This window comes from Halobacillus sp. HZG1, assembly GCF_035818575.1.
GTDB lineage: Bacteria > Bacillota > Bacilli > Bacillales > Halobacillaceae > Halobacillus > Halobacillus litoralis.
The window spans coordinates 1-12135 of the sequence record NZ_JAYLVQ010000045.1 but is presented as its reverse complement, the minus strand read 5'-3'; the positions used below and the strand labels follow the sequence as shown (position 1 = coordinate 12135).

Annotated in this window: 10 protein-coding genes, 10 tRNA genes and 1 rRNA gene; 19 read left to right on the top strand and 2 right to left on the bottom strand. The window is 44.4% G+C overall.

Annotated features, from left to right (window positions below):
• Nucleotides 1–22 precede the first annotated feature (22 nt).
• The 12 genes from rrf (at nucleotide 23) to rocF (ending at nucleotide 2409) form a co-directional block, all read left to right on the top strand.
• A 5S ribosomal RNA gene (gene rrf / locus VKA52_RS07030) occupies nucleotides 23–136 on the top strand.
• 43 nt (nucleotides 137–179) lie between these two features.
• A tRNA-Asn gene (locus VKA52_RS07025) sits at nucleotides 180–254 on the top strand.
• A gap of 3 nt (nucleotides 255–257) precedes the next feature.
• Nucleotides 258–329: transfer RNA gene (locus VKA52_RS07020), tRNA-Thr, on the top strand.
• Between the two features lie 21 nt (nucleotides 330–350).
• A tRNA-Glu gene (locus tag VKA52_RS07015) sits at nucleotides 351–425 on the top strand.
• A gap of 7 nt (nucleotides 426–432) precedes the next feature.
• A tRNA-Val gene (locus tag VKA52_RS07010) sits at nucleotides 433–508 on the top strand.
• A 12-nt stretch (nucleotides 509–520) separates the two neighbouring features.
• Nucleotides 521–596, top strand: a tRNA-Thr gene (locus tag VKA52_RS07005).
• A gap of 16 nt (nucleotides 597–612) precedes the next feature.
• A tRNA-Tyr gene (locus tag VKA52_RS07000) sits at nucleotides 613–698 on the top strand.
• A 109-nt stretch (nucleotides 699–807) separates the two neighbouring features.
• A tRNA-Gln gene (locus VKA52_RS06995) sits at nucleotides 808–882 on the top strand.
• Nucleotides 883–924: 42 nt separating this feature from the next.
• Nucleotides 925–997 (top strand) — tRNA-Lys (locus VKA52_RS06990).
• Between the two features lie 16 nt (nucleotides 998–1013).
• Nucleotides 1014–1088, top strand: a tRNA-Gly gene (locus VKA52_RS06985).
• 3 nt (nucleotides 1089–1091) lie between these two features.
• Nucleotides 1092–1164 (top strand) — tRNA-Ala (locus VKA52_RS06980).
• A gap of 342 nt (nucleotides 1165–1506) precedes the next feature.
• Nucleotides 1507–2409 (top strand): arginase, encoded by a 903-nt coding sequence (rocF, locus tag VKA52_RS06975; protein WP_326314734.1) that lies wholly within the window; start codon nucleotides 1507–1509, stop codon nucleotides 2407–2409.
• Between the two features lie 11 nt (nucleotides 2410–2420).
• On the opposite strand, the gene VKA52_RS06970 is transcribed toward rocF, so the two are convergent.
• Complete coding sequence (locus VKA52_RS06970; RefSeq protein WP_160916034.1) at nucleotides 2421–2615, bottom strand: aspartyl-phosphate phosphatase Spo0E family protein; 195 nt, start codon at nucleotides 2613–2615, stop codon at nucleotides 2421–2423.
• Between the two features lie 161 nt (nucleotides 2616–2776).
• On the opposite strand from VKA52_RS06970, the gene sigW reads away from it, so the two are divergent.
• The 7 genes from sigW to VKA52_RS06935 all read left to right on the top strand — a co-directional run bounded on the left by sigW (nucleotide 2777) and on the right by VKA52_RS06935 (nucleotide 10358).
• Nucleotides 2777–3340, top strand: a complete 564-nt coding sequence (gene sigW / locus VKA52_RS06965) for an RNA polymerase sigma factor SigW (protein WP_160916036.1) — start codon at nucleotides 2777–2779, stop codon at nucleotides 3338–3340.
• 15 nt (nucleotides 3341–3355) lie between these two features.
• Entirely contained in the window at nucleotides 3356–4012 is a 657-nt protein-coding gene (locus tag VKA52_RS06960) for a zf-HC2 domain-containing protein (RefSeq protein ID WP_160916038.1), read from the top strand.
• A gap of 189 nt (nucleotides 4013–4201) precedes the next feature.
• On the top strand, nucleotides 4202–5014 hold the full coding sequence (gene cdaA / locus VKA52_RS06955) for a diadenylate cyclase CdaA (protein ID WP_089652931.1): 813 nt from the start codon (nucleotides 4202–4204) through the stop codon (nucleotides 5012–5014).
• On the top strand, nucleotides 5007–6002 hold the full coding sequence (locus VKA52_RS06950; protein ID WP_160916039.1) for a CdaR family protein: 996 nt from the start codon (nucleotides 5007–5009) through the stop codon (nucleotides 6000–6002). Before cdaA ends, VKA52_RS06950 begins: the two co-directional genes overlap by 8 nt.
• Nucleotides 6003–6060: 58 nt before the next feature.
• Nucleotides 6061–7410, top strand: coding sequence for a phosphoglucosamine mutase (gene glmM, locus VKA52_RS06945; protein ID WP_206947833.1), 1350 nt, complete (start codon nucleotides 6061–6063; stop codon nucleotides 7408–7410).
• Between the two features lie 488 nt (nucleotides 7411–7898).
• Nucleotides 7899–9701 carry a glutamine--fructose-6-phosphate transaminase (isomerizing) gene (gene glmS, locus VKA52_RS06940; protein ID WP_326314729.1) on the top strand — a complete coding sequence of 601 codons (1803 nt, stop codon included), beginning with the start codon at nucleotides 7899–7901 and terminating at the stop codon, nucleotides 9699–9701.
• 120 nt (nucleotides 9702–9821) lie between these two features.
• The gene (locus tag VKA52_RS06935; protein ID WP_326314728.1) at nucleotides 9822–10358 is read left to right on the top strand and encodes a hypothetical protein; all 537 of its coding nucleotides are present in this window, start codon (nucleotides 9822–9824) and stop codon (nucleotides 10356–10358) included.
• 82 nt (nucleotides 10359–10440) lie between these two features.
• Here VKA52_RS06935 and VKA52_RS06930 read toward each other — a convergent pair whose 3' ends face one another.
• A complete protein-coding gene (locus VKA52_RS06930) occupies nucleotides 10441–11589 on the bottom strand; it encodes an FtsW/RodA/SpoVE family cell cycle protein (RefSeq protein WP_160916047.1) in 1149 nt (382 codons plus the stop codon).
• Between the last annotated feature and the right edge of the window lie 546 nt (nucleotides 11590–12135).

The following is a 12135-nucleotide window of genomic DNA, read 5'->3' as shown; positions in this document are numbered from 1 at the left end:
TTCACCTCAAACTTTATATTGATGTGGTGGTGAAGGCGAAGAGGTCACACCTGTTCCCATGCCGAACACAGCAGTTAAGCTCTTCAGCGCCGATGGTAGTCGGGTTTACCCCCGTGAGAGTAGGACGCCGCCACATTGATTCTCTTTCCTTATTAATGCTTTTGATGAATGAACATTATTCCAACGTAGCTCAGTGGTAGAGCAATCGGCTGTTAACCGATCGGTCGTAGGTTCGAATCCTACCGTTGGAGCCACTTGCTTCCATAGCTCAGTGGTAGAGCACTTCCATGGTAAGGAAGGGGTCGCCGGTTCAAATCCGGCTGGAAGCTCTCAGAAACGAACAAACACAAGGCCCGTTGGTCAAGTGGTTAAGACACCGCCCTTTCACGGCGGTAACACGGGTTCGAATCCCGTACGGGTCACCACTTATTCGGAGGATTAGCTCAGCTGGGAGAGCACTTGCCTTACAAGCAAGGGGTCGCAGGTTCGAACCCTGCATCCTCCACCATTAATTTCATAAGCCGGCCTAGCTCAACTGGCAGAGCAACTGATTTGTAATCAGTAGGTTGGGGGTTCAAGTCCTCTGGCCGGCACCACTTCTTTAGTCAAAGTGGAGGGATAGCGAAGTTGGCCAAACGCGGCGGACTGTAAATCCGCTCCCATCGGGTTCGTAGGTTCGAGTCCTACTCCCTCCACCATTTTTTTCATTGACTAAAACGGCTGACATCCATGATCAGCTATTTTTTATGAAAATAAACATTTCTTGTATAATGATCTTTAGATGGTAAATACTATTTTTGTAACTGTTGGGCCATAGCCAAGCGGTAAGGCAACGGTTTTTGGTACCGTCATGCGCTGGTTCGAATCCAGCTGGCCCAGCCATTTTTTTAAAGATGTTATACTAGGTGTTAATTATTGTATTATGAGCCATTAGCTCAGCTGGTAGAGCATCTGACTTTTAATCAGAGGGTCGAAGGTTCGAATCCTTCATGGCTCATCTTTCATCTTTATATGCGGGAGTAGTTCAGTGGTAGAACACCACCTTGCCAAGGTGGGGGTCGCGGGTTCGAATCCCGTCTCCCGCTCCATACGGGGCCTTAGCTCAGCTGGGAGAGCGCCTGCTTTGCACGCAGGAGGTCAGCGGTTCGATCCCGCTAGGCTCCACTCTTTGAACCTGACATCAACAATTGATGTCAGGTTTTTTGTGTGTTTTCCTATGGAATCCAAGATTCTGTGGGTCGTTTATCAATCGATGTTATATAATATTCGCTATTGAATGATAGAATCGAGGCTCTCAATTTTCTGGGTGATTATAAAAGATTACCATCGTCCTTTTTGTGCAGAGTGTATTTTCCATAATATTGAAAAAGAGTCCAAACCTTGTAAACATGCATGATTACATACGTTTTCATACTGGTTCTCGTATATATATGCACAAACATGTCCAGTTGAGTCATAACGTTAAAAACGGATACAATTATAGTAGAGAAAAAAGGAGGAACTTTGATGAATAAACAGCTTTCAGTAATCGGTGTACCTATGGATCTTGGACAAATGCGCAGAGGCGTGGATATGGGGCCAAGTGCTATTCGTTATGCGGGTATGATTGAACGTCTAGAGCAATTGAAATATAACATTGAAGATCTAGGGGACATTGAGATTCCTCGTCCAAAACAAAATACAGATGTGAAACAGGATAATTTACGTAACTTGAATGAAATTGCTGAAGGAAGCCGCCGTCTTGCAAAAGCGGTGGATGAAGTAGTAGAAAATAATCGTTTTCCACTTGTGCTTGGTGGAGATCATAGTATTGCTATGGGAACCTTGGCAGGAGTTGCGAAACATTATGAAAACCTCGGAGTAATCTGGTATGATGCTCACGGCGACTTGAACACAGGTGACAGCTCACCATCGGGTAACATTCATGGAATGCCACTGGCTGTAAGCTTAGGGATCGGTCACGAGAAGCTGACAAGTATCCACGATTATGAACCGAAGGTTAAGCCCGAAAATATTGTGATCATTGGTGCTCGCTCGCTCGATGAAGGTGAAAGAGTGCTTATTGAAGAGAAGGGTATCAAAGTCTATACGATGCATGAAGTAGATCGTATGGGGATGACGCAAGTGATGGAAGAGACCGTGGATTATTTGAAGGATCGTACCGACGGAGTTCATTTAAGCTTAGACCTTGATGGACTGGACCCAAATGAAGCACCTGGCGTGGGAACTCCTGTTATGGGTGGTTTGAGCTACCGTGAGAGCCATCTGGCTATGGAGATGCTGTATCAGTCAGGTATGATTACATCTGCTGAATTCGTAGAAGTAAATCCGATTCTTGATGAAAAAAATAAAACCGCTAGCGTAGCGGTAGGTTTAATGGGTTCTCTATTTGGTGAGAGCTTGAAATAAATGATGGATTTCTAGCAGTAACCCGCTTTTTGTAAGGTGGGTTGCTGTTTTTTATAGGTTTCTTCATCGTATTCATTTAACAGGTGATCTAATTTTACACTCATTTGTACGACTTCCGGCGAGCTCAACTTATGGAAGCTGGCTAAACGAATCATTTCCAGACGACAAGCTTCGATTTCTTTCTTCAAAGCGGACACTCGCTTCATATTAAATTGCCTCCTAAGAAATTTTTTACATTTACAGCTTTATAACCGATACTAAAAAAAGTTAAACTTATATTAGCGAAAAAAATATTAAATTTATGAAACTTTGTGGCGAGGTCATCCGTAAAGGTTATCGACCGCACGTATAGCGGAGGTATTAGAAGATGGAAACCATGATTAAGCAAAAAATAAAAGAAGTGAAAAAAGGCAATCAATCCGCTTTCGAAGACATTGTTTCTTTTTACCAGAATAAAGTTTTTCATATTTGTCTGCGAATGGTCGGGAACTCATATGAAGCTGAAGACCTGGCCCAGGAAGCCTTTATTAGAGCCTACACGAATCTCCATACGTTTGATGAGAAAAGGAAATTCTCCACTTGGTTGTATAGGATAGCTACGAATCTGTCCATTGACCGTATCCGCAAAAAAAAGCCGGACTATCATCTGGATGCAGAAGTGAAGGGGACGGAAGGGTTAGACATGTATTCGCAATTAGCTGCCGACCAAGCTCTACCTGAAGAAGAAGTGGAAAGCCTTGAATTACAGTCATACATCCACAAAGAAATATTGGCGCTTCCTCCTAAGTATCGCAGTGTCATCGTGCTACGTTATTTAGATGAGCTTGCGCTTCAAGAAATAGCGGATGTATTGGATATTCCAGTAGGGACAGTAAAGACAAGAGTCCACCGGGGTAGAGAGGCTTTACGTAAGAGGCTTCGACATGTGTGAAGGAGTTGAGAGGGAATGAATTGCAAGAGAGAAGCCATTGCACTTATGCATACGTATTTAGATGGTGAATTAAATAAAGAAGAAGAAAGACGACTGAGAGATCATCTGCAAAGCTGCCAAAGCTGCCAACATCACTTTCATGAATTAAAGAGAACGACCACTCTGATTAAGAATACGACACCTGCTTCTGCGCCACCGCGTTTTACTGCGAATGTGATGGCAAATTTGCCTAAAGAGAAGAAAAGGAAGAACTATATGCGTAAGCTTCAGAGGCATCCTCTGCTTACTGCTGCTGCCGTTTTCTTTATATTGATGTTCGGTGGCATATTTACCGAATGGAATCAGGACCAGCAGGTGACGGTCTCCAAACAGGAGAATCTGGAAATTCGTGATCATACGGTCATTGTACCGGAAGGCGTTACGGTTGAAGGGGACTTAGTTGTTAGAAATGGGGATTTGCGGATCGACGGAAAAGTCGATGGGGATATTACCCTTATTAATGGCGATATTCTTAATGAGCCCTCTGGACAAGAGGTTCGCGATGATGAGCTTGACCGCAATAATTTACGGGCCTATTCAGGAGAATTGACCGAAGTAAACCAGGTTTATGAATGGGTTTGGTATCACACGAAGAAAACATTCAAGGAGATTTTCTCATTTCAATCGGATTGAAAAAGCATGGAGGCCCAGGCTTCCCTGCTTTTTTTTTGAGCAGAACCGAGCAGGAAGGATCCTGAAAGTATAGAAACCCGTGGGTCTGTCGGCAGGACGGTATGTTCTCCATATATACAGGGGAGGTTATGTGATATAATGGGAAATGTGAATTTTTAAGGTTTATTATATCTAAAAGGAAGTGTAGGCATGCTTGATGGGGGATTGGATGTTTTAGATTATTTTTTGATTACTGTGGATATCGCCCTTGTCTGGTTTGTTGTATATAAATTAATCATGCTGATCCAGGGAACGAAGGCCGTTCAGCTATTAAAAGGTATTTTCGTAATTCTGGGTATATGGTTATTGAGTAATTTATTTGGACTAACCACATTAAGGTGGCTGATGTCACAAGCGATTACGTGGGGGTTCCTCGCGATTATCATTTTGTTCCAGCCTGAACTCAGAAGAGCCTTAGAACAACTAGGGCGAGGAAGTTTCTTCAGCAGGAATACTTCAGAAGAAGAAGACACCGAGAAGACCTTACAGGCAATTATTAAATCCTGTAACTACATGGCTAAACGTCGCATCGGTGCATTGATTACGATTGAACGTGATACAGGTATGGGAGATTATGTAGAGACAGGTATCCGTGTCGGTGGACATTTGTCGAGTGAATTGCTTACGAATATTTTCATACCGAACACGCCTCTCCACGATGGAGCGGTTATACTTAAGAACGATGAAATTGTCGCTGCTGCCTGTTATCTTCCACTTTCAGAGAGTCCTTTTATTTCAAAGGAACTCGGGACGAGGCACAGAGCAGCTATGGGAATCAGTGAGGTGACGGATGCATTAACAATCGTCGTTTCTGAAGAGACAGGGGCTATTTCCTGTACGAAGAACGGCGAACTGCATCGCGACCTTGATCAAGTGAAACTGGAAGAGATTTTGCGTACAGAATTAGATTACTCCGCCCCTGCGGTGAAAAGCTGGAACTGGAGGGGGAAGAAGAATGGATAATTGGTTCAAAAGTGTATGGTTTATAAGAATCATCTCTCTTATGCTTGCTGGTCTCCTCTGGGTGACAGTAAACGTGGATAACAACATGGACTCTGATTCTTTATTCTTCAACCAGTCATCCTCTGATATAGAAGTGATGGAGAACATTCCATTGGAAATCAGATTTGATAGTGAAGAATATGTGGTCAGTGGAATCCCTCAGGAAGTATCCGTCTCTGTAGAAGGGCCGACCTCCGCTGTTGCTCCTGTTTCCAGACAAAAGAACTTCACGGTTTTTGTAGATCTGAACGGACTTGGACCGGGTACACATGAAGTGTCCCTGCAGCATTCAGGGATATCCAACCAACTTGCAGTTACTCTCGATCCGAAAATCATCGAAGTGACGATTGAGGAAAAAGTGACAGAAGATTATGAAGTGAACATTGATTATATCAATCAAGGAAACATGGATAGTGCGCTTGAGCTTGGTGAACCAGAAGTGGATCCATCACAAGTTGCCATCACGGGAGCTTCTTCGGTCATTGAGCGTGTAGCTTCTGTGAAAGCAATTATTGATGTTGGAGAAGCTACAGAGTCGATTGAAGCCCAGGAAGCTCCTGTTAAGGTTTATGATAATCAGGGGAATGAGCTGAATGTCCTTGTGGATCCAACGACTGTAAACGTGTCAGTACCGATTTCCACACGTACGAAGAGTGTCCCATTAAATGTGGCTGCTCGTGGAGGGAATACGGAAGGGGTACTGATTGAATCGGTCCGTACGGAAACAGAGGAAGTTACTATTTCCGGACCAAAGGAAGTACTTGATAACATTGAGGCACTTCCTGAAGTACCTGTCGATGTATCGGAAGTGACAGAAAGTCAAACCGTAGAAGTCGATATTCCGCTCCCTGAAGGAGTGACTTCAGTTCAACCTGAAACGATTGAAGTGGACATCGAAGTCGTTGAAGGTGAAGCAGGCGCGGACGGAAGCGGCACAGATCAACAATAAACAATGAATCTGGAAAACATAGATCAATGGAAAGTATAGAAAGAGAGGTCGAATGATTATGGGTAAATATTTTGGCACAGACGGCGTACGAGGCGTCGCGAATAAGGAATTAACACCGGAACTTGCATTCAAACTTGGCCGCTACGGTGGATATGTCGTAACCAAAGGTGTCGAACGTCCTAAGGTTTTAATTGGACGAGACACCAGGATCTCTGGTGAGATGCTTGAAGGAGCTCTCGCTGCAGGGTTACTGTCAATTGGAGCTGAGGTCATGCGTCTTGGCGTGATTTCCACGCCAGGCGTAGCCTTTTTAACGAAAGCCCTTCAGGCGGAAGCGGGAATTATGATATCCGCCTCCCACAACCCTGTCGAAGATAATGGCATCAAATTCTTCGGCCCTGATGGTTTTAAATTGACTGATGATCAAGAGCAGGAAATTGAAGCATTGATCGATGCAGAGCAGGATGATCTTCCAAGGCCTTCAGGAGCGGATCTTGGTCAGATTAATGATTACTTCGAGGGTGGGCAAAAGTACTTGCAACACTTGAAGCAAACCGTTGATTATGATTTTGAAGGCCTCCACATCGCACTGGATTGTGCTCATGGAGCGACTTCATCACTGGCCTCTCATTTGTTCGCGGATCTTGAAGCGGATATTTCTTCAATCGGATCATCCCCGGATGGTCTGAACATTAATGATGGCGTTGGTTCTACACACCCTGAGCCATTACAGGATCTTGTGAAAGAGAAGAAAGCGGATGTAGGACTTGCTTTTGATGGAGATGGTGACCGTCTGATTGCGGTTGATGAAAAAGGAAATATCGTGGACGGAGACAAAATCATGTACATTTGTGCCAAGCACATGAATGAAAATGGCACGTTAAATAATTCAACAGTTGTCTCTACGGTTATGAGTAACCTTGGCTTCTATAAAGCCGTAGAAGCAAATGGAATGAAGAGTGATAAGACGGCCGTAGGGGATCGTTATGTCATGGAAGAAATGCGCCGCGGTGGTTATAACCTCGGTGGGGAACAATCCGGGCATATTATCTTCCTTGATCACAACACCACAGGTGATGGTATGCTGTCGGCTCTTCAACTGGTCAATGTTATGAAAGAAACGGGTAAACCACTTTCAGAGCTTGCCGGTGAAATGGAAAAGTTCCCTCAAGTACTGAAGAATGTCCGTGTCATTGATAAAAATAAAGTTCAAACGCATCCTAGAATCCAGGAAGCCATCCAGGCGGTGGAAGAGGAAATGGGTGGAAGTGGACGAGTTCTTGTACGCCCGTCCGGCACAGAACCACTGGTAAGGATCATGGTGGAAGCACCGACGGAAGAACAGTGTGAAAAGTATTGTGATAAAGTTGTCCAGGTCGTTGAAGAAGAGCTTGGTTTAAAGGAGTAGTTTAAGGGCTTGCGCAGGTCGCACACAGGGGTGATCTGCGCATATCCTATTACAGGCCCCTTACATTTCTGTAACGGTTTCAATTTTTATTGACCCATCTGAGAGGGCTGTGTACAATTGAACATGTCCTTGAAAAAAATGTCGAAAATCATGTTTGAGAAAATCTTCAATCGGAAACAGACAACAGGGACTTTATTTTGAAATAGTTAAGGAGGATCGAGGTCATTCCTTATTTATAAAGCGCCAGGACTGTGTGCTACGTCTTAAATGAACACAGTTGACGAGGTGGAGGTTCATCGAGTTTTCGGCGGATGCCTCCCGGTTGCCACACTTCAACCGCATGTCCAAATGTAAAACGGGAAGGTGACTTTCCGAACAAAACATTCTGGACGAAGTGATCAAGAATAACGGGAGAGGGGCAGCGAAATGCCCCTTTGAAATCTACGGAGCATTCGTTGCCCTTCTCCGATAACAGGAGGACAACAAATATGTGTGGAATTGTAGGATATATCGGACAGGATGATACGAAAGAGATTTTATTGAATGGTTTGGAAAAGCTGGAATACCGCGGTTATGATTCAGCTGGTATTGCCACATTAAACGAGAACGGTGTGGAAGTGACGAAAGTAAAAGGTCGTATCGCTTCTTTAAGAGAAGCTGTCGATCAAAATGTCAAAGCGACGCACGGCATCGGACACACACGCTGGGCTACACATGGCGCTCCTAGTGAAGAAAACGCGCACCCGCATCAAAGTGCTTCCGGACGCTTCACAATCGTTCACAATGGTGTCATTGAGAACTATGTGGACGTTCGCGACGAGTACTTGAGCGGCGTGGAGTTCAAGAGTGAAACAGATACGGAAATCATCGTCCAACTGATGGAAGTACTGAATAATGAGATGAACAATGTAGCTGCAGCTTTCCGTAAAGCTGTCGAGCTTCTGACTGGTTCTTATGCGATTGCCATGATCGACCGCGAAAACCCTGATACGATTTATGTCGCTAAGAATAAGAGTCCTCTGTTAGTTGGAATCGGTGATGACTTCAACGTTGTAGCCAGTGATTCCATGGCGGCTCTTCACGTAACTGACCAATTCCTTGAGCTTGAGGATAAAGAAACCGTCATCGTTCGCCGTGATGGTGTTGAAATTCAAAAGCCCGATGGTACAAAGGTTGAGCGTGCACCCTTCACAGCAGAACTGGATACAACAGATATCGAAAAAGGAACGTATCCTCACTTTATGCTGAAAGAGATCGATGAACAGCCGTTCGTCATCCGTAAAATCATTCAGGAATATCAAAATGAGAATGACGAGATCAAGCTGGATCCTGAAATCCGCCAGGCGATGAAAGACTGCGATCGTATTTATATCATCGCTGCAGGTACGAGTTACCATGCCGGACTTCTAGGGAAACAGTTCATTGAAAAACTCGCAAACATTCCAGTAGAAGTTCATGTTGCGAGTGAATTCTCATATAACATGCCACTTCTTTCTGAGAAACCGTTGTTTGTTTACATTTCTCAAAGTGGTGAAACGGCAGACAGCCGTTCTGTCCTTGTCCAAACAAAAGAACTTGGTCATCCGGCATTGACGATCACGAACGTGCCAGGGTCCACCCTTTCCCGGGAAGCAGACTATACCATGCACTTGCACGCAGGACCGGAAATCGCTGTAGCATCTACAAAAGCTTATACAGCGCAAATGGCTGTTCTTGCGATCCTTGCTGTGGATACAGCACGTGCGAAGAGCATTGAGCTTGATTTCGATCCTATGCAGGAGCTTGCTATCGTGGCGACTGCTATGGAAGCTTTAACAGATCAAAAAGAAAAACTGGAAGACTTGGCCCGCGAGTACCTATCTACAACGCGTAACTGTTTCTTCATCGGCCGCGGCATCGACTATTACGTCGGACTGGAAGGTTCTCTGAAGTTGAAGGAGATTTCTTACATCCAGGCAGAAGGTTTCGCTGGTGGTGAATTGAAACACGGTACGATTGCTTTGATTGAAGATGGTACACCTGTCATTGCTCTTGCCACACAGAAAAACGTCAATTACTCCATCCGTGGAAATGTCCAGGAAGTAGAGGCGCGTGGGGCAAACAGCATGATCATCAGCATGGAAGGCTTGAATAAAGATGGCGATGCTTTCGTCATTCCACATGTGCATGATCTCATGACACCGCTTGTTTCTGTCATTCCATTGCAGCTGATTTCTTACTATGCAGCACTTCACCGTGACTGTGATGTTGATAAACCACGTAACCTTGCGAAAAGTGTTACGGTAGAATAAAGATTAAAGAGCTGGTATCCGATGCGGATGCCAGCTTTTTTACTTCCCTGCACCTGGATAGGGAAAAGACAACCTGGAGAAAATAGATCTATTCGATGCAGTTAGGGGTGTCTGTTTTATATGAAGAAATATGTCATGGCTTTATTGTGCCTAACTTGCATGCTAGTCGTCCATACGCCTATTCATGCCCAGGTGGATCAACCTAAACCCCTTGAAGAGTTCTATGCTGAATATGGATATAAGTCTTTGGAAGAAGCAGTTAAAGAATTTGAACAGCAAATGAAAAGGGGAGTAGCTCTTCCTAAGAAACTTCCATCCCTGGCATTTACTCACGTCTTAGCCAGGGTGAATCGGTTAGGTGGAAACGGGAATGTGGAATTAAATGTGGAGTATTTGAATGAGCATGTACCTGAAAATCACTTTAATGTAGACATCCGACCAGCAGAAAATAAACAATTGATTCATGAGAAGCGAATCATAGAACAGGTGAGGCTCGAGTCTGGAGGAAAAGGAAAATTCGTAAAGGTTCCGGGTTTTCACGTTTTTATTTTTGAGACGGAGGAGTTGCAGTACAGGTTGAGTATGGATCAACGCGTTACTGATCAATTTCTCCCTGATGAATTAGTGGAAATAGCCAATTCCATCAAAAGTGAATGATTGTTTGAGAAACTCATGCTTTATGGGGAAAACAAAAAGGGCCGTTCCAGGACGGCCCCCTTTCTCGTGAATGATGTTTTTTCTACTCCCCGAACATATAGGTCTTATGGTGATAGGAGATTGAAAAAGCAATCCCGAGTGCCATTAAGTTTCCGAGGAGGGCACTTCCACCGTAGCTGATGAACGGAAGCGGAATTCCTGTGATTGGAAGCAGCTGAACAGACATTCCGATGTTCTGGAAAACGTGGAAAGCAATCATACTTATAATTCCGACCATCACATACGAGCTGTAGTTGCTGTTGGCCTTAAAAGCGATGGTTGTGAAGCGGTAGATCAACAAGAAGAAAAGGATGATGACGATACAAGAACCGAGAAATCCGTATTCTTCTGCGATGATACTGAAAATGAAGTCCGTTTGGGCTTCTGGTAAGTAAACTTCCCGCTCGCCGAACCCTTTTCCATACAACTGTCCGGAACCAATCGCTCTCATCGCTTTAACGAGATGGTATCCGGATGAATCTTCATACTTGGTCGGTTGGAACCAGGAGTAGATTCGCCCGAGCTGGTACTCCTTCACCCCTAAATAACGGTCAAGAAGCTCAGGGGCTTTGAGAGCTAGCCAGATCAACCCTGTTCCGAGAGCGGAGATCACAGTGAAAATCGGTAAAATGATCTTCCATGAAATGCCTGAGATCAAGACGAATCCTGCTAAAATCGCGATAAACACCAGGCTTGTCCCTAAATCCGGCTGCTGCATGATCAAAAGAACCGGCAGGCCGGTCACTGCTCCTAATTTCAGCAAAAGGAACAAGTCCATTTTCATTGATGAGGGATGCTTTTGATTATGATCAACCGCAATCCGGCCAAGGGCTAGAATAGTAAATATCTTCACAAGCTCTGCAGGTTGTAAAGATAACCCCGGCATGGCGAACCAACTCTTCTGTCCTTTAATGACAGGAGCGATGGATGGTGGCGCGACAATTAGAGCAATTAAAAGAATGATACCAAACCCATATAAATACCAGCTGATTTTCTTGAAATCTTCAGGATCGACAAGGAGCATAAAGCCAATGACAATGCCACCTAGTCCATACCAGACCAACTGTTTAAGTACAAAGTTGTCGTTATATTGTGTGCTCTGCTGGGCACTGAAAAGAGCGACTGCGCTGACGGCTATGAAACAACACATAATAAAAAAGAGCTGCCAATCGAATCTTTCTTCGAATTTCATTTTTAGTTATACATCCTCTCATGTTGGCGAAGCAAAAAAAGCGTGCTGTTGACTATTATAAGCACATGTAACACGTTTGAAAAGTGAACTCTTCCTTATTCTTCAATTATAAAGCATTCTTTTCGTTCACGGGCGTGAAAAAGTACGTTATGTATCAGATAAGCTCCCTTTAGTGGAAGACTCAGTTTCGAGACTTTTGTGTAATTCTAGGTGCTCCGGGAAACGATTCGCTTTCCATGGGGCGGGCGGTGAGCCTCCTCAGGCTACGCCTTCCGGGGTCTCACCTGTCCCACACGTCCCATAGGAGTCTCACCGTTTCCCTCCGCCCCTTGACCATATAAGTGTCTCGAAACCACTTCTAAAGGGTCAGCTTGAATGGTTGAGGGAAGTGGATAATTCGAACACCTTTATTCATAATAAGGTTCCAAATCTTCTCCCCTATGCGGGCAAATAGTGCGTTCTATCAAGCATTTGCGTATGCTAAACGTCAATGAGATAGAGTTTAAATCATTCACTTCTCATATCCATACAAGCTGATTTTTAAGT